This is a genomic window from Tenacibaculum sp. Mcav3-52 (assembly GCF_022347665.1).
GTDB lineage: Bacteria > Bacteroidota > Bacteroidia > Flavobacteriales > Flavobacteriaceae > Polaribacter > Polaribacter mesophilus.
This window is the reverse complement of the sequence record NZ_JAKRGE010000001.1, coordinates 286,551-313,463: the sequence shown is the minus strand read 5'-3', so window position 1 is coordinate 313,463 and position 26,913 is coordinate 286,551. Positions and strand designations below refer to the sequence as shown.

General features: G+C 31.1%; 23 protein-coding genes. 17 read left to right on the top strand and 6 right to left on the bottom strand.

Translation table 11 applies throughout. The annotated features are described in order from the left end of the window. Positions 1 to 3: 3 nt before the first annotated feature. The 3 genes from MHM83_RS01525 to MHM83_RS01515 are packed head-to-tail and all read left to right on the top strand — an operon-like array spanning position 4 to position 2,304. Positions 4 to 465: a GNAT family N-acetyltransferase gene (locus tag MHM83_RS01525; RefSeq protein ID WP_159610994.1), complete on the top strand. Its 462-nt coding sequence runs from the start codon at positions 4 to 6 to the stop codon at positions 463 to 465. A gap of 6 nt (positions 466 to 471) precedes the next feature. Continuing rightward, entirely contained in the window at positions 472 to 1,812 is a 1,341-nt protein-coding gene (locus MHM83_RS01520; RefSeq protein ID WP_239178208.1) for a dihydroorotase, read from the top strand. Continuing rightward, positions 1,813 to 2,304 carry a DUF4296 domain-containing protein gene (locus tag MHM83_RS01515; RefSeq protein WP_239178207.1) on the top strand — a complete coding sequence of 164 codons (492 nt, stop codon included), beginning with the start codon at positions 1,813 to 1,815 and terminating at the stop codon, positions 2,302 to 2,304. A 1-nt stretch (position 2,305) separates the two neighbouring features. On the opposite strand, the gene MHM83_RS01510 is transcribed toward MHM83_RS01515, so the two are convergent. Further along, positions 2,306 to 3,307 (bottom strand): SDR family oxidoreductase, encoded by a 1,002-nt coding sequence (locus MHM83_RS01510; RefSeq protein ID WP_239178206.1) that lies wholly within the window; start codon positions 3,305 to 3,307, stop codon positions 2,306 to 2,308. A gap of 62 nt (positions 3,308 to 3,369) precedes the next feature. Here MHM83_RS01510 and tyrS point away from each other — a divergent pair, with 62 nt between their 5' ends. From tyrS to MHM83_RS01480, 6 genes are all read left to right on the top strand, one after another. After that, positions 3,370 to 4,674, top strand: a complete 1,305-nt coding sequence (gene tyrS / locus MHM83_RS01505) for a tyrosine--tRNA ligase (RefSeq protein ID WP_073182235.1) — start codon at positions 3,370 to 3,372, stop codon at positions 4,672 to 4,674. Positions 4,675 to 5,105: 431 nt separating this feature from the next. After that, positions 5,106 to 5,474 carry a hypothetical protein gene (locus tag MHM83_RS01500; RefSeq protein ID WP_239178205.1) on the top strand — a complete coding sequence of 123 codons (369 nt, stop codon included), beginning with the start codon at positions 5,106 to 5,108 and terminating at the stop codon, positions 5,472 to 5,474. Between the two features lie 163 nt (positions 5,475 to 5,637). Further along, positions 5,638 to 6,432, top strand: a complete 795-nt coding sequence (locus MHM83_RS01495; protein ID WP_239178204.1) for an MbnP family protein — start codon at positions 5,638 to 5,640, stop codon at positions 6,430 to 6,432. A 98-nt stretch (positions 6,433 to 6,530) separates the two neighbouring features. After that, complete coding sequence (locus MHM83_RS01490) at positions 6,531 to 7,562, top strand: cytochrome-c peroxidase (protein ID WP_239178203.1); 1,032 nt, start codon at positions 6,531 to 6,533, stop codon at positions 7,560 to 7,562. Next, positions 7,525 to 8,511: a transporter gene (locus MHM83_RS01485; RefSeq protein ID WP_239178202.1), complete on the top strand. Its 987-nt coding sequence runs from the start codon at positions 7,525 to 7,527 to the stop codon at positions 8,509 to 8,511. The genes MHM83_RS01490 and MHM83_RS01485 overlap by 38 nt, the downstream gene beginning before the upstream one ends. A gap of 122 nt (positions 8,512 to 8,633) precedes the next feature. Further along, positions 8,634 to 9,176 (top strand): DUF2911 domain-containing protein, encoded by a 543-nt coding sequence (locus tag MHM83_RS01480; protein WP_073182232.1) that lies wholly within the window; start codon positions 8,634 to 8,636, stop codon positions 9,174 to 9,176. A 77-nt stretch (positions 9,177 to 9,253) separates the two neighbouring features. On the opposite strand, the gene MHM83_RS01475 is transcribed toward MHM83_RS01480, so the two are convergent. Beyond that, entirely contained in the window at positions 9,254 to 10,252 is a 999-nt protein-coding gene (locus MHM83_RS01475; RefSeq protein WP_239178201.1) for a phytanoyl-CoA dioxygenase, read from the bottom strand. A 205-nt stretch (positions 10,253 to 10,457) separates the two neighbouring features. Here MHM83_RS01475 and MHM83_RS01470 point away from each other — a divergent pair, with 205 nt between their 5' ends. The 7 genes from MHM83_RS01470 (at position 10,458) to MHM83_RS01440 (ending at position 18,653) form a co-directional block, all read left to right on the top strand. Next, positions 10,458 to 11,108: a hypothetical protein gene (locus MHM83_RS01470; RefSeq protein WP_047787867.1), complete on the top strand. Its 651-nt coding sequence runs from the start codon at positions 10,458 to 10,460 to the stop codon at positions 11,106 to 11,108. A gap of 163 nt (positions 11,109 to 11,271) precedes the next feature. Beyond that, positions 11,272 to 14,328: a leucine--tRNA ligase gene (locus tag MHM83_RS01465; RefSeq protein WP_239178200.1), complete on the top strand. Its 3,057-nt coding sequence runs from the start codon at positions 11,272 to 11,274 to the stop codon at positions 14,326 to 14,328. 107 nt (positions 14,329 to 14,435) lie between these two features. Beyond that, complete coding sequence (locus MHM83_RS01460) at positions 14,436 to 14,888, top strand: hypothetical protein (protein WP_125064420.1); 453 nt, start codon at positions 14,436 to 14,438, stop codon at positions 14,886 to 14,888. Between the two features lie 82 nt (positions 14,889 to 14,970). Further along, positions 14,971 to 15,438 carry a hypothetical protein gene (locus MHM83_RS01455; RefSeq protein WP_047787864.1) on the top strand — a complete coding sequence of 156 codons (468 nt, stop codon included), beginning with the start codon at positions 14,971 to 14,973 and terminating at the stop codon, positions 15,436 to 15,438. A gap of 106 nt (positions 15,439 to 15,544) precedes the next feature. Next, complete coding sequence (locus MHM83_RS01450) at positions 15,545 to 16,501, top strand: hypothetical protein (RefSeq protein WP_239178199.1); 957 nt, start codon at positions 15,545 to 15,547, stop codon at positions 16,499 to 16,501. Positions 16,502 to 16,785: 284 nt separating this feature from the next. Then, positions 16,786 to 17,754 (top strand): peptidogalycan biosysnthesis protein, encoded by a 969-nt coding sequence (locus MHM83_RS01445; RefSeq protein WP_239178198.1) that lies wholly within the window; start codon positions 16,786 to 16,788, stop codon positions 17,752 to 17,754. A gap of 29 nt (positions 17,755 to 17,783) precedes the next feature. Continuing rightward, positions 17,784 to 18,653, top strand: a complete 870-nt coding sequence (locus tag MHM83_RS01440; protein ID WP_239178197.1) for an acyl-CoA thioesterase — start codon at positions 17,784 to 17,786, stop codon at positions 18,651 to 18,653. Between the two features lie 63 nt (positions 18,654 to 18,716). Here the strand turns inward: MHM83_RS01440 and MHM83_RS01435 are convergent, their stop codons facing one another. From MHM83_RS01435 to MHM83_RS01425, 3 genes are all read right to left on the bottom strand, one after another. After that, positions 18,717 to 20,978 carry an inorganic phosphate transporter gene (locus MHM83_RS01435; RefSeq protein WP_167712808.1) on the bottom strand — a complete coding sequence of 754 codons (2,262 nt, stop codon included), beginning with the start codon at positions 20,976 to 20,978 and terminating at the stop codon, positions 18,717 to 18,719. Between the two features lie 72 nt (positions 20,979 to 21,050). Then, entirely contained in the window at positions 21,051 to 22,253 is a 1,203-nt protein-coding gene (locus MHM83_RS01430; protein WP_159488587.1) for a porin, read from the bottom strand. 269 nt (positions 22,254 to 22,522) lie between these two features. Further along, the gene (locus MHM83_RS01425; RefSeq protein WP_239178196.1) at positions 22,523 to 23,407 is read right to left on the bottom strand and encodes a metallophosphoesterase; all 885 of its coding nucleotides are present in this window, start codon (positions 23,405 to 23,407) and stop codon (positions 22,523 to 22,525) included. 269 nt (positions 23,408 to 23,676) lie between these two features. Between MHM83_RS01425 and MHM83_RS01420 the strand changes: the two genes are divergently transcribed. Next, positions 23,677 to 25,683 carry a M20/M25/M40 family metallo-hydrolase gene (locus MHM83_RS01420; protein WP_239178195.1) on the top strand — a complete coding sequence of 669 codons (2,007 nt, stop codon included), beginning with the start codon at positions 23,677 to 23,679 and terminating at the stop codon, positions 25,681 to 25,683. Between the two features lie 267 nt (positions 25,684 to 25,950). On the opposite strand, the gene MHM83_RS01415 is transcribed toward MHM83_RS01420, so the two are convergent. Next, entirely contained in the window at positions 25,951 to 26,685 is a 735-nt protein-coding gene (locus tag MHM83_RS01415; protein WP_047787857.1) for a hypothetical protein, read from the bottom strand. Positions 26,686 to 26,913 lie beyond the last annotated feature (228 nt).

The window sequence follows — 26,913 nt, the reverse complement described above, 5'->3', positions numbered from 1 at the left end:
AGAATGACCACAATTACGACAAGAGAAGCAAAAAAAGAAGATTTAGAAATCTTGTTAGGGTTTGAACAGGGTGTAATAGAAGCTGAAAGACCTTTTGATTCATCACTGAAGGAAGGAAAAATTAGTTACTATAATCTGAAAGAAATGATTTTTGCTGACAATGTACATTTAATTGTGGCAGTATCTGGAGATGAAATTGTGGGGTCAGGTTATCTCAGAATAGAAAAATCTAGAAGTTATCGTAAAAATGAACATAATGGATATATTGGTTTTATATATGTAAAACCTAATTTTAGAGGTAAAAAAATAAGTGCTTTAATTTTGAATTCGTTAAAAAATTGGGCAAAAAGCAAAGAAATACGAGAGTTAAGACTTGATGTTTACAACGACAATTTATCAGCAATAAAGGCGTACGAACGCTTTGGTTTTAACAAAAGTTTGATTAACATGAAAATGGAAATTTAGTAGAAAATGAAACAATCATATTTAATTAAAAACGCACAAATCGTTAACGAAAACAAGGTTTTTAAAGGCGATGTTTTAATAGAAGGAGAATTTATTAAGGAAATAGGAGAAAACATAATTCCTACAGGTGATGTATTAATGGTAGATGCAGAAGGAAAGTTTTTAATTCCTGGTATGATTGACGATCAAGTACATTTTCGTGAGCCAGGTTTAACACACAAAGCAAATATAGCTACAGAAAGTAAGGCAGCAATTGCAGGAGGAATTACTTCTTTTATTGAAATGCCAAATACAGTACCTCAAGCAACAACTCAAGAATTATTAGCAGACAAGTTTGAAATTGCAAGTAAAACATCGTATGCTAACTATTCGTTTATGTTTGGTGGAACTAATGACAACTTAGAAGAATTGTTAAAAACGAATCCAAAAGACGTTGCGGGAATTAAACTATTCTTAGGCTCTTCAACAGGAAACATGTTAGTTGATAATGAAGAAGTATTAGAAAAAATATTTTCATCAACTAAGATGTTAATTTCCGTGCATTGTGAAGATGAAGCAACCATTAGGAAAAATACAGAAGAGTACAAAGCAAAATATGGTGATGATATTCCTGTAAAATACCATCCGTTAATTCGTAGTGAAGAAGCTTGTTATTTATCATCTTCAAAAGCAATTGAATTAGCAAAGAAAACAGGAGCACGTTTACATATTTTCCACTTATCTACAGAAAAAGAAACGCACTTATTTCGAAATGATATTCCGTTAGAGGAAAAACAAATTACGGCAGAGGTTTGTGTACATCACTTATGGTTTACCGATGCAGATTATGATAAAAAAGGAACACACATTAAGTGGAATCCTGCTGTGAAAACACAAAAAGATAAAGATGGATTATGGAAGGCGTTGTTAGATGATAGGATTGATATCATTGCAACCGACCATGCACCGCATACCTTAGAAGAAAAGGATAATGTGTATACAAAGGCACCTAGTGGAGGTCCATTAGTACAGCATGCAGTTCCAGCTATTCTAGAAAAGGTTAAAGAAGGAGTGCTGTCAATAGAAAAAGCAGTAGAAAAGATAAGCCACAATCCCGCAAAAATTTTCAAAGTTGAAAAAAGAGGATTTATAAAAGAAGGTTTTTATGCTGACTTGGTTTTAATTGATGCAGATAAGAAATGGACTGTTGATAAAGAAAATGTGTTATATAAATGCGGATGGTCTCCGTTTGAAGGTGTTGAGTTTTCAAATCAAATAACGCACACTTTTGTAAATGGTAACTTAATGTATAACGAGGGAATTTTTAACGAAGAAATTAAAGGGAAACGATTATTATTTAACAGATAAATGAAGTCTTTTTTTTACATATGTATTGGTTTGTTTTTGGTGTCGTGTACAAGTAATACGATATACAAAAAGCCTGATAATTTAATTCCGAAAGATTCTATGATTTCGTTATTAACCGATATGTATATTGCTTCTTCTGCCAAAAATCAAAAAAATAAGTTTTTAAAGAGAGAAAAAAACTATATGTTTTTGGTATACGAAAAGTATAGAATTGATAGTACTCGCTTTGATGCTAGTAATACATATTACACTTCTATGGTTGATGAGTATACTGAAATTTTAAATAAAGTAAAAAAGAACATTGATTCATTAGACGTTTTATATAGAAAAAAGCAAGAGGTTCAAGATTCAATAAAAGGAATTAAAAAGGAAGGAAAATTAAAAAGAGATACAGTTTTAGATAAAGAACTATTATTGAATGACCTTCCTAAAGAATTAATAAAAAGAGCAGATAGAGAGTTTGAAAAAAAGGACTTAAAGAAAATTAAGTAACTTACTTTTTAAACTCTTTAGAAACTCTAGCAATTACATCATTAACAGGTTCAAAATCAAAATCAAGTTGTTCTATAATTTTTTTAGAAGTATAGAACGATTTGTTGTGAGCAGATTTTGCAGAGTTTTTAGTTAGTAAAGGTTCCTTACCAGTAAGCTTTGTTAAAAGCCAGTCGATTTTCCAAAATATTGAGGTAACAAACTGTCCTACTTTTTTTGAAGGTCTTTTTTTATTTAGGTTATCAGCAATACTAAATAAAACATCTTTAAACGATTTGTTTTCTGAAACAAGAATAAAACGTTCATTTTTTATGTTAGAATTCATTAGATCTATCATAGCCTTCACCACATCATTTACTCCAACAAAGCCAGTAACACCTTCAGTGTAAAAGTTAAATCCATTACTTATTTGAGTAAACATTTTACCAGAGCCTTCATTCCAAAAACCTCCTCCTAAAATTACACCAGGATTCACAATTACTACACTTAAATCTTCTTGGCTACCTCTCCAAACTTCCATTTCAGCACCATACTTGGTAATTGCATACCCATGATTTTCATCAGTATCAAGCCATTCGTTTTCTTCGTTAATCGGTTTTCCATTAATAGCGTTACCAACCGCAGCGATGGAACTTACAAAACAGAATTTATCTACGTTAGCATCAATAGCAAAGTTGATTAAGTTGGCAGTTCCTTCAATGTTTACCTGACGCATTTTTCTATAATCTTTTGGGTTAAAAGAAACCAATGCAGCACAATGATAAACCTGTGTGATGTTATCAAATACAGGTTCTAGGGAAGGAATATCAGTAATGTCAGCTTGTATCCACTCAATTTTAGAAAAATACTGTTGCACATTATCTGTATAAAAAGAAAAGATTTTCTTAACATATTCACGCTTTTCTTCAGTTCTAAAAATAGCTCGAATCTTGTCGTTTTTTTGGCTTAAATGATATAATAAATGTGAGCCTACTAAACCTGTTCCTCCTGTAACTAAAATCATAAAGCGAATTTAGTTTATTTTGGTTGATAAACTTATCTTTGCTTCTTTAAAAATAGAATAAAATGACCAAGAATTTAGTAGAAGAATTACAATGGCGTGGAATGATTCACGACATTATGCCAGGAACCGAAGAACAACTTCAAAAAGAAATGACGTCGGTTTATATTGGCTTTGATCCAACTGCAGATTCGTTACACATTGGTAGTTTAGTTCCAATTATTTTACTAGTTCACATTGAAAAAGCAGGGCATCAGCCAGTAGCTTTAGTAGGAGGTGCAACAGGTATGATCGGTGATCCAACAGGAAAATCAGATGAGCGTAATTTATTAAATGAAGAGGCTTTAGCTAAAAACGTAGCAGGTTTAAAAAGAACATTAGGTCGCTTTTTAGACTTTGATAACGGAACTAAAAATTCTCCTTTATTAGTAAACAATTACGATTGGATGAAGGACTTTTCATTTATCGAATTTGTACGTGATGTTGGTAAGAGAATCACTGTGAACTACATGATGGCAAAAGATTCTGTAAAAAAACGTATTACAGGAGAAGCGGGTAACGGGATGAGTTTTACAGAGTTTACGTATCAATTAATTCAAGGGTATGATTTCTATCACTTATATAAAACCTTAAACTGTAAATTACAAATGGGAGGTTCTGACCAATGGGGTAATATTACCACAGGTACTGAACTAGTCCGTAGAATGACACCAGGAGAGGATGCAAAAGCATTTGCAGCTACTTGCCCATTAATAACAAAAGCTGACGGTTCTAAATTTGGAAAGTCTGAAGGAGGAAATGTTTGGTTAGATGCAGATAAAACGTCAGTTTACAAGTTTTACCAATTTTGGCTAAATACTTCGGATGAAGATGCTGAAAAGTATATTAAAATATTTACGTTTTTAGATAAAGAAACTATTGATGCTTTAATTACTGAACATAAAGAAGCACCACACCAAAGAGCATTACAAAAGAAGTTAGCTGAAGAAGTAACAATTTTCGTACATTCTAAAGAAGAGTTAGATAAAGCGATTGCTGCTTCAAATATTTTATTTGGAAAGTCAACAGCTGACGACTTAAAGAATTTAGATGAACAAACCTTTTTAGATGTGTTTGATGGTGTACCGCAAGCTGAGGTAACATCGGAAGACATAGCTGAAGGCTTAGATATGATTGCAGCCTTAGCCGCTAAAACTGGATTCTTAAAATCAAACGGTGATGCAAGAAGAGCTTTAAAAGAGAATTCAATATCAGTAAATAAAGAAAAAGTAAGTGAAGACTTTGTTATCACTTCAAAAGACCTTATTGCTGATAAATACGTGTTATTACAAAGAGGTAAGAAAAATTACTTTTTATTAAAGGTAGCATAAAGAAAATCGTAGGCAAAAACTAAAAAAGCCCTTAAAAGAAATTTCTTTTAAGGGCTTTTGTTTATAATATATAAACAAACGTGAGAAAATAGTTATTAATTACGAAACTGCTTTTAAATCAAATGTTAAAGGACACCTTTTACAATTAACACCTTTCTTTTGATATTTGTTACAGCATTTACTTTTAGGCTTAATACAATTACTTGTACATGCGGAGCTGCAAAAAGTAACTTTTTCTAGTCTCTTAATAGAAGTTTTAGAGGTAACTTTCTTGGTTTCAGTATAAAAAACAATCATTATTCTTCAATAAAATCTTTGCAAAGATAAGTTTTTTATTTAGAACAAATTAAAATAAAACAAAAAACATGTATTTTTATTATTGATTATAAGTAGGGATAATCGTATCTTTGCGTGAGAAAAAAGTCCTTTTTTTGATAAAAAAACTAAGCATATATTTTTTTGTTGCACTCTACATGATAGCCATGTTGCGCCCAATAGCTCCTTTTGTTGAGTATGCAATAAATTATGATTATATATCAAAAGTTTTATGTATTAATAAAGATAAGCCAGAATTAAACTGTAACGGTAAGTGTCAGTTAATGATGGAGCTTGAAAAACAACAAGACGACGACTTTAAATCGCTACGAATCTCGATGGAAGAATATCCTATTGGGTTTGTTTCTATTCTTAATATAAATTTAGAAGAAAAACAGTTTGTAAAAGAGAAAGGAACATTTTCTTATAAAAAAAACTATCACTACTTATTTAATAAAGAAGTATTTCATCCTCCTATTATTTAATCTTCATAATTGGCTAAAATTACTACTAATTGGTTACAAATAACGTAATCAAAAGAGTAGACTATTGTAAAATAAAAACAAGATTAAAACACAATTTACAGGCAAAAACTTTAATGATGCTCAGCATTGTTAAAGAAGTACTGTAGTATATAAAAATTAAAAGATGAAAAAAATATTAGCTATCATAGCTTTTGCTATGGTGTTCACTTCATGTAGTGACGATGAAATAATTAATGATAAATTAGAAGGAAAAAACGAAGTAGTAATAGAATTCGATAACGGTTTTGCTGAAGACAAGCTTTTATTAGGGACTTCAATATACACGAACGGAAATGGAGAAGTATTAACTGTAAATTCTTTCGATTATATCGTAAGTAACTTTGTGCTTGTAACAGAAGAAGGAGAAGAATTTGTATACCCTAAAGAAGAAAGTTACTTTATAATTAGTGAAGGAGGAGGAGACAAACCTAAGAAAATTCAAATATCACTTAAAGACGTACCAGCAGGAAAGTATACAAAAGTTAAATTCGGAATTGGTGTAGATCAAGAACGATTTAAAGAAGGACAAGCTGTTCAGCAAGATTTCTGGACTTTAGCAGAAAAATACAATTTAACTTGGAGTTGGCAAGCGGGTTATAAGTTTGTGGTTTTAGAAGGAAATTACAAAGAAAACACTACTAGTGATGAAAAACAATATATGCTTCATATTGCAAGTAGAGGAACAACAGTAGATTTATATAAGGAAGTAGAATTACCTATGGATGCTGCTATTGTGAGTAAAGAACAATCACCACAGTTGCATATTAAAGTAGATGCCAATACAATGTTAGACGGTAAATCTAAAATTAAACTTTCAGAAGGTGCAACTATTATGGGGGGAGATAAAGCAGCTACCATAGCAGAAAACTATACTGAGATGTTCATGGTTCACCATGTACATCATACAAACCATCATTAATTAACACATCTAATCAAAAAGAATAGGGTGAAAGTTCACTCTATTCTTTTAAGTGTAATAGGCTAATTGAAAAAAATTAGCTATTAATACCGTATGTAATGAAAAAAATAATGATTGTCTTGCTAGTATGTTCTTTTTTTAGTTGTAAGCAGGAAGATGTGTATACTAATGTTGAATTAGCTTTTGAACAACCGAGCAACTTTCCTGAACCTCATTATAATTTAAGCTCAAACCCAATTACAGAAAAGGGATTTGAGTTAGGGAAAAAGCTTTTTTATGAAGGAAAACTATCATCAGACGGAGTAGTTTCTTGTGCTTTTTGTCATCAGCAAAAGTTTGCATTTACACACCATGGACATCAATTAAGTCACGGTGTAGAAGATAGAGTAGGGACTAGAAATACGCCTCCAATTCAAAATATGGCTTTCCAAAAACAGTTTTCATGGGATGGAGCTGCTTTTCACTTAGATATATTTCCAATAATACCAATTACCAATCCCGTTGAAATGGACGAAACAGTAACCAATATTTTGGAAAAACTACAACAAGATACAGCTTACCGAAAGTTGTTTAGTCAAGCTTTTGAAGATGGAGAAATCAATGCTGACAACACGTTTAAGGCGATGTCTCAATTTATGTTAATGATGGTTTCAGCCAATTCAAAGTACGATAAATATGTTCGAGTGGAAAAAGGAGGAGAGTTTTCTGAGCAAGAAAAAAAAGGATTAGAGCTTTTTAAATCAAAATGTGCTTCTTGTCATACATCTGACTTGTTTACAGATGATGCTTTTAGAAATAATGGTTTACCAATAAACCCAGAAATTAACGATTTAGGAAGAATGACGGTTACCTTATTAGAAGAAGATAAATACAAGTTTAAAGTGCCTAGTCTAAGAAATATTGAACTTACTGCTCCGTATATGCATGACGGTCGATTTGGGTCTTTAAAATCGGTATTGAATTTTTATGCAACAGGAGTTCAAGAAACCCAAAACCTAGATCCAATTCTTAAAAATGAGAATGGAACAATCGGAATAGCATTAAACGAGCAAGAAAAAGAAAACATTATAGCCTTTTTAAAAACATTAACAGATGAAGAATTTATCACAGATAAAAGATTTACCGAATAAAGTACTACTCATATTAGTATTATTAATTTCAGGACAAATACAAGCGGACACATTCCCTAAGCGATATGAGCTATTTTTAGACTGCGATGCTTGTGGTTGTAGTAACAGCGGAGGTAGTTTAGGAATGGGAGGAATAATAGATAATAATTTTGTTGGTGTACGTTATTTACACCAAAAATACCAATCAAAAGATGGGATTTTTAATAACTCTCCAATTATAAATGAGTATTTTAATACAGTACAAGTTTGGTCTCGAATTCCAATTATTAAAGAGTATTTAGAAGCCCAAGTTTTTGTTCCTTTTCATTTTCATTCAAGAGACTATGTTGATAAAACAACGGCTATTGAAGGTTTAGGAGATATATCTTTTTTAATTAATTATACCGTTTTAAATAAAAATACAGGAAGTTATAAAGAAGAAAAAGATAAGGTTATATCTTCTAATCATTTATTAAAAGTTGGTGGAGGGTTAAAGTTACCAACAGGAACTTACAACGAAGCAATTAATAATTCAATAAACCCTAGTTTTCAATTAGGAACAGGAAGTGTTGATGTAATAACGAACCTTCAGTACGTATTTAAGAGAAATAATTTTGGAGTTACAAATTATCTTAATTATTACATAAAAACTACAAATAAAGAAGAATATCGATTTGGAAATCAATTTAATTTCAATAGTACTTTCTTTTATGCTTTTAAAGATAGTAAGCAAAATAGTTTTGTGCCTTCAATAGGAGTTTCAGGAGAATTCTATGAAAGTAATAAAATGATTGGATTAAAAGTTAAAAATACTGAAGGTCATGCATTGTTTTCTAGCTTAGGTGCCGAGTATAATGCAAAAAAATTAACAGTAGGAGCCTTAGCAATGTATCCAATACAGCAAAATTTAGCACAAGGAACTATAGAAGTAGAATATAGAACATCTATTTACTTGAATTACAATTTTTAAGAAAATTATTCTTTGCTTGTTTAGAGTCAAAAAATAGGATTGTTTTAAAAAAAGAGTGAATTTTACGTAAGGATTCTTAAATTTGATGACAAAACCCTCAATTAATAATTAAAAATAAGAACATGAAAAAATCAATTTTATCAATTATCGTGCTCGCTGTAGCTTTAGTTTTTTCAAACGAAGTAACAGCTCAAAAATTTGCGAATTTAGATAAAAGTCCAATGGATGCAGCTGCTTTTCCTAGTAGTTATAGAATTTCAGATAAAAAAGTAAAAGTTGTTTATAGCCGTCCACAATTAAAAGGAAGATCGTTAGCAAAACTAGCTCCTATGGGAAAAGTATGGAGAACAGGAGCGAATGAAGCAGCTGAAATTACATTTTATAAAGATATAACTTTTGGAGGTAAAAAAGTAAAAGCAGGAACCTATACCTTATTTACAATTCCAGGGGAAAAAGAATGGACTCTTATTTTAAATACAGCTAAAAATGTTTGGGGGTCTTACTTTTATAACGAAAGTGAAGATGTAGCTAGAGTTACTGCTCCTACTTCTAAGTCGGACGAAACAATTGAAGCTTTTTCAATTGTTTTTGAAGGAGAAGATGATACATTTAACATGTACATTGGTTGGGACAACATTATTGTTACTGTTCCTATAAAAGGATAAGCAAAAGAAATTTCAGAAATAAGAAAAGCATAACTAATTTGGTTATGCTTTTTTTGTTTAAAATAATCTAAGAAATATTATTGCTCTAGTTTGTATTTTAGCTCAATATCTGGATGCATTTGGTAAGTGTAAACAATTGAATTAAATAGGAAAGGATGTTCAATTCCCATTTCAAGAGGAATTGTTAAAGAAGACTCGTTTCTTGTTAGCCAGATATTATCATAAATATGCACCAATGTGTCTAATAGTAAGTAATTGTACTGTTCTATATTTAATGATTTTACAGCTACTTTTTTATCGGGTAGTTGAGTAGAAATAATATCAGATTTGTTTAATGAAATAACCTCTCTAACATTTATAATGGTGTCAATTTCTTCAGTTATATGTTTAGAATCTGTAATTGAATTAACCGATAAGCTCATTTTTATCAAAACATTTTCTGGAATTACAGCAATATCTTCTGATAGTTGAGGTAGTAGATTAAATAAAATAGGAACATAACACTCTCTGTACAACAAAGCATCCAATGTTTCACTAAAGAGTATATGAAACTTTTCAGGTTCAGGTATTTTAAAAGTAACAGCGTCTGCAGTATAATAGTTCGTTACATAATTGGTAAGTTCTAATTTTTGAATAAGGATTTTCGCATATTTTAAAGACTTATCATTAATTTCTAGTAAAGAAAACTGTATTTCTTCAGGACTAAAAAGCGGAGCAATTAGAGTAACAAACGGAGCATAAGGTCCACAACCAGCATAAAAAATATGAATTGTTTCATTAGGATGGTCTTGTTGTTTTTCTTTAATCGCCATCACCATAGCTTTTAAAAACTTCACAGTTCGTTTATAATCTAACAAACACTGTGCAGCATGGTTTAATCCTAAAGCCTTTCCTTTTGAAGTTGTTATAGCTGCTAAGTGCTCTATATGATTGTCAAATCCAGTGAGCTGAGTTAATTCTTTAAAGTAAGTATGTATTTCGTTTATTAAATTTTCAATTTCAGATTGTTCAATAGAGTCTTTAAGTAAAGTAGATACTTTTTCTTTAATATCTAAAGCCGTTATATTTTCGTTCATAGTAGGTTAGTTGTTAAGTTTCCTAAATTATAAAAATATAGCCAAGTAAGGCTAGCTACACCAAGCTTTTTTGAAACTTAAATTAAATCGCTCATTACTCAAAAACAATCAGTAAAGACATTTTAAAATGTTTATAAACATACAATTAATATCTTCCAGAAAGTATTTTACCAATACGTTTACAATTAACTTTAAACTTTAAAAAATGTCTACAAATTACACAACGCTATCCGTTACAAATCAAACCTCAAAACCAGTAGAGGTTTACGTAACTTTTGCAGCATCAAATGCTGCTAATAAATGCTGTCCATCTCCTGTTGGAGTGTCAGATTTTAGTTTTTTAACCAAAGTGAATAAACTCATGGGAAAATTTGAATTAGGAGCTAAGGATACTAAAGAGTTTGATCCGAAAGGAGAATGTTTTAGTGGAAATATTTGTTTTTATATAGAACCACAGTGTCCTGTAAAAGGAGCAGACTTTAACCACGGAGCACAAGGAACGAGTATTGCAGAGTTTACATTAAACCCAAATACCTCATGTGCTGAAGCTTTTGATATAAGCTGTGTTAATGGAATAAATAGCTTTATTGCCATGGAGGTAGACAAGGATGGGGGGTGGAATTACGGACCAAATAAAACACCTATTAGTAGAATTTATAATAAAAAGTTACAGAAAAATTCAGGTAATCCAGGAGTGTTTCCTGTAAACTGCACCGATTGTATTCAATTAAAAGGCGATAAACCATGCCCTACATTACCTTATGGACCACCTCAAAAAGAAAGGATATGTAACATTCAGCGATCGGAACGTGGGGGAACATTAAAAGTAATTTTAACAGATACATCATTAGGATAATATAATAAACTCTCTCTTATTTCAATTTTAAACCTTGCAAACCTTATAAGGCTTGTGAGGTTTTTTGTATTTATTTAAGTTTTCATGCTGTATTAAAAGAACTAAACTTTTTACTTATCAACAATAACTGTAAATTTGCATCCTTTAAAACAAGCGATTACAAATGCAATACAATCACCAAGAGATAGAAAAAAAGTGGCAAAAGTACTGGGCAAATCAAGGTACATTTAAAGCTGAAAATAATTCTGATAAACCAAAATATTATGTGTTAGATATGTTTCCTTATCCATCAGGAGCAGGATTACACGTTGGGCATCCGTTAGGATATATCGCATCTGATATTTATGCACGTTACAAGCGTCATAAAGGGTTTAATGTATTGCATCCACAAGGATATGACTCTTTCGGGTTGCCTGCTGAACAATATGCGATTCAAACAGGACAACATCCAGCAATTACTACCGAAACGAATATTAAAACTTACCGTCGTCAGTTAGATAACATTGGGTTTTCATTTGATTGGTCTCGCGAAGTTCGTACTTCAAATCCTAAGTACTACAAATGGACACAGTGGATTTTTATTCAACTATTTAATTCTTGGTATAATAAAGACACTGATAAAGCAGAAGATATTGCAACCTTAGTAGCTAAGTTTGAAGCAGAAGGAAACGCGAATGTAAATGCCGTTTCTGATGAAGATATTACTATTTTTTCTGCGGAAGAGTGGAAAAGCTTCTCTGACAAAGAACAACAAGAAATACTATTACAATACCGTTTAACATTCTTATCTGATACCGAAGTAAACTGGTGTCCAGCTTTAGGAACAGTACTAGCTAATGATGAAATCGTAAACGGAGTTTCAGAACGTGGTGGACATCCAGTAGTTCGTAAAAAAATGACCCAATGGTCTATGCGAATTTCTGCCTATGCAGAACGTTTGTTAGACGGATTACAAAATATTGATTGGCCACAACCATTAAAAGATTCTCAAACCAACTGGATTGGTCGTTCGCAAGGAGCGATGGTTGCTTTTGATGTGGATGGTCACGATGCTAAAATAGATGTATTTACAACACGTCCTGATACTATTTTTGGAGTGTCTTTTATGACCTTAGCTCCAGAGCACGATTTAGTAGCGAAAATTACCACTGCAGAACAAAAAGAGGCTGTAGAAGCTTACGTAGAAGCTACAGCAAAACGTTCAGAGCGTGATCGTATGGCAGATGTAAAAACTATTTCAGGAGTGTTTACTGGTGCGTATGCGTTGCACCCGTTTACAGGAAAACAAGTGCCAATTTGGATTGGTGATTATGTATTAGCAAGCTACGGAACAGGGGCTGTTATGGCGGTACCATGTGGTGACCAACGTGATTATGATTTTGCAAAACACTTTGGATTAGAGATTCCGAATATTTTTGCAGATGTTGATATTTCTGAAAAAGCAAACGATGCTAAAGATGGAATCAAATTAGCCAATTCTGATTTTTTAGACGGTTTAAACTATAAAAAAGGAATGAAAACCGTAATCTATGAATTGGAAAAACGTGGATTTGGTTACGGAAAGATAAACTATCGTTTACGAGACGCAGTATTTAGCCGTCAGCGTTATTGGGGTGAACCGTTCCCAGTATACTACAAAGACGGAATGCCACAAATGATTGATGCAAAGCATTTGCCAATCGTATTACCGGAAGTAGAGAAATATTTACCTACTGAAGACGGAAAACCACCGTTAGGAAATGCTGAGGTTTGGGCGTGGAATAGTATTGAGAATAGAGTAGTGAGTAATGAGTTGATAGACAACGAAACTGTTTTCCCATTAGAGTTAAACACAATGCCAGGGTGGGCAGGAAGTTCTTGGTATTTTAACCGTTATATGGATTCGAATAACGAAGGAGAGTTTGTAAGCAAAGAAGCGGTTGACTATTGGAAACAAATAGATTTATATATTGGAGGTTCTGAACATGCTACAGGGCATTTATTATATGCACGTTTTTGGCAAAAATTCTTATTTGATAGAGGATTGTTACCTGTGGATGAATTTGCTAAAAAACTGATTAACCAAGGTATGATTTTAGGAACTTCTGCTTTTGTATATCGAGTGGATGTTAAACCTATTATTTATGCAGATAAAGAAGTAGAGGTAAAAGAAATTTATGATTATGTTTCTAAAAGACCTATTTTAGTTTCTAAATCAGAAGTGGAGTTATTAAATAAATCAGAAGATTATACTAAAAAGTATTATAATTTTATTAAAGATAAACTTTCTGATGAATTAGATTCTAGATTTTTGAATAATAGCATTGATATTGAGAAGATTGATTTAAAAATTAACCTTAGGAGGTGTCTTCCTATTCACGTTGATGTTTCTTTACTTAAAGGAACTTCAGATGAATTAGATATAGAAAAGTTTATTGAAGATAAAAAGTATGAAGAATTTAATAAAGCGTTTCTTATATTAGAAGATGGATTTGTTGTTGATTTAAGTGAAGATATAATTGATAATACTTGGAAATATATTGTAGGTCGTGAGGTAGAAAAAATGTCGAAATCGAAATACAATGTGGTAAATCCAGATTTGATTTGTGAAGAATACGGTGCGGATAGTTTACGTTTATTTGAAATGTTCTTAGGGCCGTTAGAGCAAACCAAACCCTGGAAAACATCTGGTATTTCAGGAGTGTATTCTTTCCTAAAGAAATTATGGAAATTATTTACTGATGAAAACGGTATCAATGTTTCTGATGCAGAACCGACTAAAGACGAGTTAAAAACCTTACATAAAACCATTAAAAAAGTAGAAGAAGATATTGAGAACTTCTCGTTCAATACGTCAGTTTCTACCTTTATGATTGCGGTAAACGAGTTAACTGCTCAAAAGTGTAATAAGAGACAAATATTAGAACCTTTATTAGTGCTAATTTCTCCGTATGCTCCGCATATTGCAGAAGAATTATGGAGTCAGTTAGGGCACAATGAGTCTATTGCAACTGTAGCTTTTCCGAAATTTGAAGAAAAACATTTAGTTGAAAGCTCAAAGAACTATCCAGTTTCTTTCAATGGAAAAATGCGTTTTACTTTAGAATTACCGTTAGACATGAGCAAAGATGAAATTGAGAAAACAGTCATGGCACATGAAAAAACACAACAACAATTACAAGGAAGAGAGCCTAAAAAAGTAATTATTGTTCCAGGAAAAATTATCAACATTGTAGGGTAAGTTAACCTTAAATAAATATAGAAAGCCCACAAGCAATTAATTTGTTTGTGGGTTTTTATTTTTAAGCTAAATTCGCAACCTATAAAAACAAATTAAAATTTAAACAAATGAAAAAGATTTTTAAAATTAGCTATGCAGTTTTGATGTGTCTTACTTTAGTAATGAGTAGTTGTTCTGATAGCGATAATGATCCAGAAGGAATCGCAAACACAAAATTATCAGGAAAAGTATTAGGAACAAGTTTTACGGCCAAAGGAGGTAAAGCATTTATGTCTGGAAATAATGAACTTTCAGTAAATGTAACCAACATTCAAGCAGATTGCACTTCTGATGTTCTCAACTACGAATTAAAAATTACAACTTATGTGAAAGCAGAGTTAGGAACTTATAATAACGTGAATGTAGTTTTTAATAAGAAAGGAGCGAATCCTTTAAATTACCTTCAAGGAGCTGTTGAGGTTGTAAGGTTAACAAGTAATGAAGTTACCTTAAAAATAAAAGCAAATTCAAGTTCAGATAATTCAATAGAAGGCTTTTTTACGGTTCCTTTTTGTGAGTAACAATAACAATAAACTATTTATTTAGTGCTTTTTTATTTTAGGTTATATTAGCGCTTATTAAAAAATAATAAATATTCAATAAATGAAAAATTTTTTCAAAATTAGTTATGTAACTTTAGTATGTTTAACATTGGTAATGACTGGTTGTTCAGATGATGATAATACGGACAACATAGGTACTCCAATACCCAGTACTATTTTAAAAGGAAAGGTATATGGAAAAGATTTTACTGCTAAAGGAGGGAAGTCATTTGCATCAGGAAAAGATGGAGAAGTTTCAATTAATATTACAAACGAAGAGGTAGGTTGTGATTCAGATATTTTTGATTATAAGTTAGAAGTTTCTTTATTAGTAGAAGGTAAAGTAGGAACGTATAATGATGTAAATGTTGTTTTCAAAGATGGAGAAGGAAACTTAGTTAATGTTTTGGGATCAAATGTTGAAGTTGTAAGTATTTCAGATTCTAAAATTAATTTAAAAATAGAAGCTAAATCAATCGATAAACAAAATAAAGTATCTGGTTCATTTGAAGTAGAATACTGCAAATAGAGTTTTTAAAATATAATTTAGAAAGACTTTTACATTTATGTAAAGGTCTTTTTTTATACGACAAAACCAAAAACTTTTCTCAAATTTGCTTTCCAAAAAATAAAACATGAAAAAAGTATCTCTCACCAGCTCTTGGGTTTTTGCAATAATTCCAATCGGAATTTTCTTTTTTGTAGTATTTCCTCAGTTACAAAACATGTATGAATCATTTCATAAGAGAGAAATTGAAGTACAACAAAGTGCACGAAAACTGGACTCATTACAACAACTTACTAAACCTACAAGAGAAGATTTAAACAATATAAAACGTCTAGAAATTACAGTTCCAATTCATCAGTTGAGTATAGATAAACAACGGTACACCTATTATAAAACAGGCGGAATGCTGGCAGTATTAGCTTTTATGTTTATTGGTATGTTTGGTTCTAGTTACTGGGCAAAAAGAAAGAAAAACTCGTCAAATAATAAACAGATAGAATTTTCTTTTGAAGATTTTACAACAGACGCTATAGGGCAATACATTTCTTGGGATCCAGTTAAAGGGTCAGGGAGTAATTTTCTAAGCGAACGTTTACGAAAAACGAGTTCTGGATATAAAATTACTTCGAGTACTTATATGAAATTTATGGCTTGGAGTTTCTTTTTGATGGGATTAAATTATGTGGCTTGGTCTTATATAGAGTTTTTTGAGTTTTCAAAAGAGCCATTAACCTTTATGCAAGGAGGAAAAATGTTTTTCATCTCAGGAGGTCCCTTTGTATTAATAGGAGTTTTTTTATTGTTTTCATTTGGAGCTAAAGCTTTTTTAAACTCACAAAAAAGAAAGGTATTGGTAGATGGTGAAATTATACCTTTTCAGCAAGTATATGCTTTACAAGTTTTATCAAAATTTATTCAAGGAAACAAGTCTGGAGGCTACCATTGTTACGAGGTGAATTTAGTTACTCAAAGTGGAGAACGTTATAACTTGTTAAATCATGGAGATAAAGAATACTTGTTGAGCGATATGGTAAAAATAAGTAGATTTTTAAAAGTGCCTGTTTGGAATAATGGTGTCGTTTAAAACAATTAATAGAATAATTAGTAAACTTTTACTAATTTACACGAATAGAAACCGTAAAGAACACTATTATTTTATCCTGTAAAAAAAAATCATCCAACATACGCTACTTTTCTTCAGTAAGGGAAATACCTGAAAATGTTTGGAAAGAGCTTGACTGTGTAGATAATTTATACCTTCAGCCAGCGTATTTAGAAGCTTTAGAAAAGAACAATCAACAAATACAGTTTTCTTATATTTTATTATTTGATGAAAACAAAGAATCAATAGCCTTTGCTACTATTCAATTGGTAGATTTTTATTTAGAAAGTGTTCAAAATAATTTACAATCGGTTGTAGAATGGATACGATGTATAGGGAGGAAACTACATTTGTTGTCTCCTCAAAAACCATTTAAAATACTTACATGCGGTAATACTTTTGTAAGTGGAGAGCACGGAATATTTATTAAACCAAATAAAGATAAAAAGCGAATTGTAAAACAGCTAGCTAAAGCTATTGTAGCCTTTGAAAAAGACATTTCAAAAGAAACAATTGATGCTTTTATGTTGAAAGATTTTGTAAACGAATCGCTTTTTATTACTGATGCTTTACATAGTGTAGGATATAATTCGTTTAATGTAGATCCAAATATGATGTTAACGTTAGATGATAATTGGAATACTTTTGATGATTATTTAGCAGCATTAAAAACAAAGTATAGAGTAAAAGCAAAAAAAGCGTTACAGAAGAGTAAAGACTTACGAACGGAAGAAGTAAGTATTGATGTTTTGAAACAATTATTGCCAAGTGTGACGTCATTGTATAAAAATGTATCAAACAAGGCAAGCTTTAATTTAGGGTATTTTAATATAGAAACGTATATATCTTTAAAAGAAAATTTAAAAGATAACTATGTTATTAAAGTATATTGGTTAGGAACCAAGTTAGTTGGTTTTTTGTCAGGAATAAAAAATAAAAACTCATTAGATGCCCATTTTGTAGGAATTGATTATTCCGTAAATAAAACCTATGCTATTTACCAACGAATGCTATATGATTATATATTATTGGGTATAGACTATAATATAAAAACGATAAATTTTGGAAGAACAGCTAGCGAAATAAAAAGTTCAGTAGGAGCAACACCACAGGACTTAACAATTTATTTACGACATAGAAAAAGCATTCCAAATCGTATTTTAAGCTTATTTTTGAACAGAATTCAACCAACAGAATTTAGGTTAATAAAGCCTTTTAAAACAAAACAAGTATAAAGAATTAACCCTTTTTACTGTATTAACAAATGAAAAACACACAAGAATTATTAAATATACTTACCCTTGACGATTTAGGTGAAGGGAATTTTAATGGAGTAAGTAGAGATATAGGAAGTCCAAATGTTTTTGGAGGCCAAGTATTAGCACAAGCACTAAATGCAGCGTATAGAACGACACCTAAAGAACGTATATTACATTCGCTACACTCGTATTTTTTAGAGGCAGGAAATTTAGAGTTGCCTATAACTTACAACGTGCAAACTATTCGTGATGGAGGTAGTTTCTCTACACGTAGAGTTACAGCACATCAAAAAGATAAAACGATTTTTATACTGTCTTGTTCTTTTCATAAAGAAGAAGAAGGATATGAGCATCAAATGCCTATAAAAAAAGACTTAAAACAACCTGAAGAGTTGTTGAGTTGGACAGATATGTTAGATCAATTTGGAGCTTTTTTACCAAAGAAAATGAAAGATTTTTTAAGTATTGAGCGACCTATTGATTTTAAACCAGTGCAGATCGTAAATCCGTTAGACCGAAAAGATTTACCTCCAGTAGTAGATGTTTGGTTTAAATTAAAAGGAGAAGCTTCTGATTTATCGTTAGGAATTAAACAACAAATATTAACGTATATATCAGACTATAATATTTTAACGGCTTGTTTAAACCCAAATGCAAGTGTAGCTAATTTCGGAAACACACAAATGGCAAGTTTAGATCATTCGATGTGGTTTTACCGCGATTTTGATTTTAACGATTGGATGTTGTTCTCGGTAGAAAGCCCTAATACAAATGGAGCAAGAGGTTTTGCTTGTGGAAATATTTATACAAGGGAAGGTAAACTGATTGCTTCGGTAGCACAAGAAGGTTTAATGCGCCCCATGAAGAAGAAGTAATAATTATAGTTTATAAAAATAGAGAAATAAAAAAGCCGAGGTGATCCCTCGACTTTTGTTTGATTAAGCTTCTATTTCTGCTGATTTTGTACTAATATGAAACTCTTCGTAGGTTTCTAGTAAACTCATTAATCCAGAAACCAAATCTTGTGTCTCTATTAAAATACTAAAGTATAATGTAGTATTTTTTGGACTTGTTTCGTCTGTTCTAATACGATCTACTTGTTTTTCAATAGATTTAGATACATCCTTTAATAATTCTTTCTTTTCATTAATAATATGCTCTAAATTATCAAAGCTTCTATTTTCAAAAGTATCTCCAATATCAGTTAATAACTTAGAAAGTGTATTATCAATACTCTTAAGATCTTTAATTTGCCCTTTTTTAAGGTGTTTGTGATTGTTGTTAACGTGCTTATAAGTAGCTCTAGATATATAACTAATAGACTGAGCAACGTCTTGCAAATACCCTAAAATTAAAATATAAAACCTACTTGCTTGTACTGAAGTATCGTCTAACGACTTAATAAAATAGAAAACTCCGTCTTTTAAGTTATCGATTTCATCGTTTAACTTAGTAACGTGCTTATCAGTTTTACGTAATTTTATTAAATCGTGAGTAGCAAGATCTTTTACAACGCTTGAGTATAATTTGTTAATACGATGAGCAACACCAGCAATATGATCTGAGCTTTCTTCAATCACTCCGTTAATAGTGATTAATTCTGCTCTTTCCATATGTACTTGTTTCTTTTCTTCTTTAGATTTCTTTCTGTGTTGTAATGTGTTTCTTGCAATTAAAAGAGCAACCACCAATAACAATACAGGAATCATTACCATATCCCAGCTAATTAAATAAGCTACTAAAGCAGCAGTTAAGAAAGCTGTAATGGCTGTTAAGAACCATCCTCCAATAACATTAATTACACCAGCAACTCTATAAACGGCACTTTCACGCCCCCAAGCTCTATCAGCTAAAGAAGTACCCATTGCTACCATAAACGTTACATAAGTAGTTGATAAAGGTAACTTCATAGAGGTTGCAATAGAAATTAAAATACCAGCAACAATTAAGTTTACAGATGCTCTTACTAAATCGAAAGCAGGCATTTCATACGTTTTGTCTTTAGGTAACTCAATTACAGGTTTTTGAAACTTAGAATCTATAAAGTTTAAAGTTTTCTTAGGTACAATAAAACTAACAACCGCATTAATTCCCATAGCACTTCGTACTACAATTCTTGATAATGGATTTGGTTGAAACTTTTCATGCCCATCTCCTTGACGTGATAAATCGATACCAGTTTTAATAACATTTCTCGCTTTACTAGAAGTCCACAAAGTAACCACCATAATAGCTCCAGCTAACAATAATAACCATACGTTAGAAGGTACTTTTTTAGCTAAAATCCCCATAGAAAAAGCATCAGGAGCAACACCAGATACTTCCCAAGCTTGGTATGAGTTCCAAGCAGCAATTGGTACACCAATAAAGTTTACTAAATCGTTACCAGAGAAAGCCATAGCTAAAGAGAAAGTACCAATACCAATAATTAATTTTAAAATATTAACTTTTAAAAACTGTATTAATATATGAGATATTACACTCCAAAAAATAAAGCTTCCAGTAATAATGAGCAATGTATTTCCTTCAATTAAATGTTTAACATCACTATAAAAAGGTGTTCCTTTCATCCCTTTTATAATTATGAAATAAGTAATTGCAGTAATAGCAAAACCACCAAATAAAGAGTTGATATAGGTAGGTCTTTTCTCAAAGTTAAATGAATAAATTAAACGAGAAAAAAACTGTACTATAGCACCAACAGAAAATGCTACTACAACAGAGAGTAGTATACCATTTATAATTTGAACTGCTTTTTTATGATTTATATAATTCCATATATCAGAAATTGAGTGTGAATCATTAGCAGATATTTTAATTAACGAAATGCAAACTGCGGCTCCTAATAATTCAAATACAATAGAAACAGTAGTTGATGTAGGCATACCCAATGAATTAAAGATATCTAATAGTAAAATATCAGTAATCATAACTGCCATAAAAATAAACATGATGTCTTGAAACATAAACATGTTAGGATTAAATATCCCCTTACGCGCAACTTCCATCATTCCGCTTGAAGTAACTGCTCCAAAAAATACTCCAACACTCGCAATTATCATAATATTTCTTACTTTAATTGCTTTAGAACCGATTGCTGAATTTAAAAAGTTTACAGCATCGTTACTAACTCCAACAACCAAGTCTACAATAGCTAAAACAGCCAAAGCGACTAGCATCAAAATATATGGATCTCCCATTTTTTAGTTTTTAATTAAGTTTTGCAAATTTAGTTACACAAGAATGCTCTCATGTTATGTTTATGTTATCATTTAAAGGTGTATGTCGACCTGTAATCTATACATTAATTGATTAGTAGCTGTCGCTATATCTAAGTAACTAATGTCGGTTTGTACTTTTAATTTATGACCAACAATATACTTTGATAATCCTATTGTATATTGATTTTCAGTTCCTTTTCCTGTGATTTTTTTATCTAAAGAAATATTAGTAAAACGACCAGATATTTCCCAGTTTTTAGAAAACAAATATCCTGATTGAAGGTTTAAACCACTTCCTACTTGTACAATTTCTCCAGTAAGTGTGCCGTCTGAGTTTTTTGCGAAAGGATCTTCGGCGTCTCGGTATGAATATTCTCCCATAAAAGAGAATCCTTTATACTTGAACATAGCATCCATAAAAAAGGTTGATATGTTTGTTTGATAGTATCCTTCATCATTAACCATATAAGTACCTTGGTTACTTCTAGTTTTTACGGCATTGTTATTAAAGTCGTAACTCATACCAATAGCAAGTTTAGGTGTTTGTTCTCTTTTTAAGTCACCACCTACATAATCTCCTTTACCTTCAAACTTTCCAAAAGGTAAAAGTTCTAGATGAGCGGTATATTGATGTCCTCCTAGGTTGCCTACAGTAACATTTCTTCCTTCACCTTGAGAAAAGGCTAGTGCTTCTTTTACAATAAACTTGTCAGATAAATTAAAATGGTGTTTTAATTGTACTCCCATATCTCTATCAATATTAAAACGGCTGTTTAATAGAGAGCGATCTACTAATTGCATATCACCTGAAGAAATAATACGCTCACGGTTGCCAGGTAGTTTGGTTTGCCCAAACCATAATTCAAAATTTTGAAAGAAATTCCACTTTATAACAGCATCTAAAATATATCTTGGTGCGTTTCCTGTATGTTCAGAAGCGCCACTAATATCTCTATTAGATAACCCAAGCTCCATTTTATATTTTAATTTAGGGGAAAAAGCAAATCCTTTAAATTTTAAACGAGCTCTTCTTACTAACATTGAAGATGTTGGGTTGTATAAACCATCTTTGTTAGAATCCCATTCGGCAGTTGCTAAGAATTGCATTCTGGCACTCATTTTCATAGACCAAGTACTATCTTTCCCTATGATATTAAATAAGCCATTACCAAATTTTGAGTCTTTTCCTTGTTGTGCATATATATGCGTCAACATAAATATACTTACAGCTGTAAGTATTTTTTTGTAATACATTAAGGATAATTTATTAGTTTTTGTCGAGACAAATTACTAACCCTAATGTTAACTTAAAGTTAAGCAAATATTAAAAAAACTGCCTTGTTTTCAAGGCAGTATATGGTAAGTCAAATAAATAGTCGACAAAAACTAATAAATTTATATTGACCATACACCTCAAGTTAGAGGTAATTCAAAAGTATTTCTCTTTTTTAATGTAAATATTAAGTGTAATTTAATAAATTGTTATAAGATGTAATACCTGAAGTTAAGAAAGAGTTAAGGCTTTAAATGTAGTTAGTTATTTTTTTAGGCCCTTCAAGAACTGTTCTTGTTATCTGCATGGTACCATCTTTATTAGTAATTACATGCCATTTAATAAGAGTTATTTCATTGTTTTCAATTTCTAAACCAGTAATGCATCTTGGGTGTACACAACTACCATCGTTAAAATGTGGAAGCTCGTTTTCTGATGGAAATCGAGGACGGTGTGTGTGTCCTGTAACAATCATTTGGTTATTATTGTTTTTAATCCATTTTTCCAAACGTTTCTCTACCTTTATGAGCTCTTTAAAGTTTTGAGCGGGACTTGTAGGATCTTTAATTCCATGTATTTGTAGTGGTCGCCATAGTAAACGAACTAAAAACCTACTTAATTTCCAAAAAGTATAGTTAAACCAATCTGCTTGATGACCGTGAAGTAAAAAAATAGATTTCCCATTTTCTTGTATCAATTTAATTGCTTCTGAAAAGGAAGCATTGGGCATTAATTCTTTCTTTTTTCCGTCAATGGTATCGTAATAAGAGTTAAAGTTTTTAGCAACGTTTTTAGGTTTTCTGTAATTCATATCATGATTCCCCCAAATAAAATGTAGTTTGTTTTGTTGATGAAACTTTTGAAGTAATAAGTAGATGTTTTTATTTGCATTGAAAATATTTGCAAATTTATTTTCCCAAAGCTCATCACCATCTCCTAATTCTATATAAGTAAATTCTTTTTGTAAATATTGAGATAAGGCATAATGATATATTTTTCTATTATGAGCAAAATCATCAGCAAAACTGTTATCACCTCTATGGCAATCAGAAAATAAAATGTATTTAGAATACTTGTTTAAAGGTAGTTCTTTTGCTTCTTTAAAAGCTCTGGTTATTCTATGTTTTGAAAACATTTGTAGCAAAAATTTGTGTGTATATAAAGATGCAAAAAAAGGAATATACTGCAAAACTGGTTGAGCGATAGAATGAATAAATTTTAGAATTAAGTTTATAACTAAAAGATAATTAAAAAAACAATTATTACTCTATAATGTTAATTTTTAATAACTTACGTAAAATTTTAAATTAATATTAATACCCTTCAAAAATGAAAAAAAAGTATTTTCTACTTTCGCTACTATTGCTGTGCCTTAGTTTTTCTACTATTTACAGCCAAAAAAAGATGTTTTATGGTACCATTGAAACTAAAGACGCCTTAAAACTGCAAGAAGTTGCTCCTTCTGATATTAAAATTATTTCCTCTGCTAATGGCTTCAGTGCTGTTAAGTTAAGTGATTATGCGGCAGAAAAGTTACACCATATGATTTTAACTCATGGTCCTGGGTTTATTTATGAGTCTTCTGAAAAAGATGCTTTACAAACTATTCAAAAGTTACAAAGTAAAAAATCGCATTATAAAAGAGCTTCTTACACTATTAGTGAAGACCAACTTGTAAATCAAAGTTTGGGTTTGGTGAATAATACAAATATTGCGAATCAAATAGTAGAGCTTGAAAACTATGGTACTAGATATCATACTACACAAAAGGCAAAAGATGCTGTTCTGGATTTAAAACAGAAATGGGAAACCATGGCTAGTGGCAGGTCTGATGTTAGTGTGAGAATAGTTAATCACAATAGTACCACAATGCCTTCGGTTGTTATGACTATTCAAGGAAGTGATCTTCCAAATGAATACGTAATAATAGGTGGTCATATTGATTCTGTTAGTCCAGAAAGAGAAACGAATGCTCCTGGTGCTGATGATAATGCTTCTGGTATTGCTACGATTACTGAAATGGCAAGAGTACTTTTTGAAATGAATTTTGAACCAAAAAGAACTATAGAGTTTATGGCATTTGCTGCTGAAGAAGTTGGCTTAAGAGGTTCAAAAGAAATTGCTCAGGATTATAAAAATAGAAATGTTAATGTGTTGTCGTATGTGCAGTTTGATATGACGAATTACAAAGGGTCACCAAAGGATGTTTATATTTCTGATGATAGTTATAATAGCAGTACCCTTAATGCTTTTTTAGCTAGCCTTATGGATCATTACAATGCTTCAGGAAGTCATCAATTTACTTACGATTATACACGATGTAATTATGGTTGTTCAGATCATTATAGTTGGGCACAACAAGGGTATGATGCAGCTTTTCCTTTTGAAGCTTCATTTAATGGTTCGAGTCCATATATTCATACAGTGAACGATACGTCTGACCGATTTCCAACTGCAAATGCTACGCATGCGGCAAAATTTGCGAAACTTGGTTTGGAGTATTTAATTGAAGTAGCTAAAAGTAAAGGAAGCGTTAGTGTACCAACGTATTGTGAATCAAAAGGAAATAATGTAAATGATGAATATATTCAGAATGTAACACTTGGGTCAATTAATAATAATTCAGGAGCTACAAATGGATATCAAGATTTTACTAGTATTTCTACTGATTTAGAACAAGGGAGTTCCAACACAATTACCGTTACTCCAAAATGGACAGGTACAGTTTATAAAGAAGGATATACTGTTTGGATTGATTATAATCAGGATTCTGATTTTGAAGATAACGGAGAGCAAGTGTGGGTTAAAAGTGCTTCTACTGATAATTCAGTTAATGGAAGCTTTACTGTACCTACTACTGCAAAATTAGGTGTTACAAGAATGAGAGTGTCTATGCGATACAATAATACTCCTTCTTCTTGTGGTTCGTTTGATTATGGTGAGGTTGAAGATTATACTATAACTATTATTGAGGGTGATGGAGGTACTAATACTAATATTTGTGATGGTGTGCCTCAATATGATCCTTCCCAAAACTATCAGGTTGGTGATAAGGTTGTTTATTTTAATGTTTTGTATGAGAGAACTTCAAATGGATGGAATAATATAGGAAATTGTGGTAGTGCTAAAACCGATAATTTAAATGTAAGGCAAGTTTTAGTAAATGATAAAGATGTAATTGTCTTTTCACCTAACCCTATTGAAGGAAATTCTATAGTTTTACAAGTAAATAATGAGTTGTGGAAAAATAGAGAAGTTGCTATTTATAATGCTAACGGAAGGTTGCTTACAAAAGTAAAAATGAGTTCTAGAAATAGTAATATAGATGTTTCAAAACTATCAGCAGGAATTTATTTTGTGTCTTTAGATGATACAGGGAAAAGGTATACTAAACAATTGGTTAAAAAGTAGGTTTTACAAAGTGTAAAAATAAAACTTTAAGTTAGTAGAATTATTATTGCAACTTCTTTATATGTTATTTGAGTTTATAGTTTTATAAATGTTTATGATAAAAATAATATTGCAGTAAGTAAAAATATTAAAGAAGTTATAAAAAGTATAATTGAAGTATATAAAATAATAAATTCAGTTAGCTTAACTATTTTTACCATTTATAAAAAAAAATACTGCAGTTACACAAAGTGTAACTGCAGTTTGCTTTAATAATAAAGCTATTAGTTATTTTCTTATAACTTTAAATTCTAACCCACTTATTTGTTTGTATTTAGGGCTTTTGGTACCGAATATACTTTTTACGTAAAGTTTTACTTCTTTTGATGTTTGTACTAAGCCTGTTAATGGATTGTATAGTGTATTGTTTCTTTGAATCATAGCATTGCTGTACTGTGTATAGGCATTAATTAGCTTTGTGTTGTTTTCTTGTAATTGGTTAAGTTTAGCCTGTAACGAAGTTGTTTTTAGTTCTTCTTCGTTTGGGTTGTAAATGGTATTTTGTACTAAAACTTGTATGAGGTTTGCAAAGTGGTTGATTAACTGATCGTAAGATTGTTGTGAGGTGGAAATTGTTTTGTTTGTTGACTCTTCTATTGTTTTTTCTTTTTCTACAGTTGTTTTTTTTGACGACCCTTGTAGTTTTCTGTTAATTGTTTTTGCATTTTGAATAGCTAACGCATCTGCGCCAGATACTATAAAACTATTAAGTGTTTTTGTTGCTAGTGATTTTAAGTTTGCAAAAGCATTTTTACGATTGTTCACTGCGTTACTATACGCTGCTTTTGCAGTGGCTACTTCTTCTAATTTTTCTGAGGCAGTGGTATATAGTTTTTCTAATTCAGTAATAGTTAACCGTGTATTTACAGGGTTATACGTTTCTGCATATCCTTTACAAAAAGATATTAGTTCTTGAAAGTTAGCTACATTTTTTGCATGACCTGTTTCTGAAATTGATGCCATAAGATTGTAATTTTAAGTTATTGTATTGTTTTTTGCTTAACCTTATGGGTTATAAAGGATGTTAATTTTTTATTGTATACAGCAATTTAAATACAAAAGCAATTTTTATAACTTCTTTTTGTTAAGCGCTTTAAATATAGTAGTTTTTTTAAAATTATTTTTCTATCTATTTTTTTGCTCTTATTTTATTTCTATTAAATTTGTTATCAATGTTTTTATGTAGAAGCT

Coding starts and splice junctions, on each gene's coding strand:
- MHM83_RS01420 (WP_239178195.1), top strand. CDS start 23,677: ATGTTTTATGGTACCATTGAAACTAAAGACGCCTTAAAACTGCAAGAA.
- MHM83_RS01470 (WP_047787867.1), top strand. CDS start 10,458: ATGTCTACAAATTACACAACGCTATCCGTTACAAATCAAACCTCAAAA.
- MHM83_RS01430 (WP_159488587.1), bottom strand. CDS start 22,253: ATGTATTACAAAAAAATACTTACAGCTGTAAGTATATTTATGTTGACG.
- MHM83_RS01485 (WP_239178202.1), top strand. CDS start 7,525: ATGAAGAATTTATCACAGATAAAAGATTTACCGAATAAAGTACTACTC.
- MHM83_RS01475 (WP_239178201.1), bottom strand. CDS start 10,252: ATGAACGAAAATATAACGGCTTTAGATATTAAAGAAAAAGTATCTACT.
- MHM83_RS01415 (WP_047787857.1), bottom strand. CDS start 26,685: ATGGCATCAATTTCAGAAACAGGTCATGCAAAAAATGTAGCTAACTTT.
- MHM83_RS01490 (WP_239178203.1), top strand. CDS start 6,531: ATGAAAAAAATAATGATTGTCTTGCTAGTATGTTCTTTTTTTAGTTGT.
- MHM83_RS01525 (WP_159610994.1), top strand. CDS start 4: ATGACCACAATTACGACAAGAGAAGCAAAAAAAGAAGATTTAGAAATC.
- MHM83_RS01440 (WP_239178197.1), top strand. CDS start 17,784: ATGAAAAACACACAAGAATTATTAAATATACTTACCCTTGACGATTTA.
- MHM83_RS01455 (WP_047787864.1), top strand. CDS start 14,971: ATGAAAAATTTTTTCAAAATTAGTTATGTAACTTTAGTATGTTTAACA.
- MHM83_RS01465 (WP_239178200.1), top strand. CDS start 11,272: ATGCAATACAATCACCAAGAGATAGAAAAAAAGTGGCAAAAGTACTGG.
- MHM83_RS01480 (WP_073182232.1), top strand. CDS start 8,634: ATGAAAAAATCAATTTTATCAATTATCGTGCTCGCTGTAGCTTTAGTT.
- MHM83_RS01460 (WP_125064420.1), top strand. CDS start 14,436: ATGAAAAAGATTTTTAAAATTAGCTATGCAGTTTTGATGTGTCTTACT.
- MHM83_RS01515 (WP_239178207.1), top strand. CDS start 1,813: ATGAAGTCTTTTTTTTACATATGTATTGGTTTGTTTTTGGTGTCGTGT.
- MHM83_RS01450 (WP_239178199.1), top strand. CDS start 15,545: ATGAAAAAAGTATCTCTCACCAGCTCTTGGGTTTTTGCAATAATTCCA.
- MHM83_RS01520 (WP_239178208.1), top strand. CDS start 472: ATGAAACAATCATATTTAATTAAAAACGCACAAATCGTTAACGAAAAC.
- tyrS (WP_073182235.1), top strand. CDS start 3,370: ATGACCAAGAATTTAGTAGAAGAATTACAATGGCGTGGAATGATTCAC.
- MHM83_RS01425 (WP_239178196.1), bottom strand. CDS start 23,407: ATGTTTTCAAAACATAGAATAACCAGAGCTTTTAAAGAAGCAAAAGAA.
- MHM83_RS01435 (WP_167712808.1), bottom strand. CDS start 20,978: ATGGGAGATCCATATATTTTGATGCTAGTCGCTTTGGCTGTTTTAGCT.
- MHM83_RS01510 (WP_239178206.1), bottom strand. CDS start 3,307: ATGATTTTAGTTACAGGAGGAACAGGTTTAGTAGGCTCACATTTATTA.
- MHM83_RS01495 (WP_239178204.1), top strand. CDS start 5,638: ATGAAAAAAATATTAGCTATCATAGCTTTTGCTATGGTGTTCACTTCA.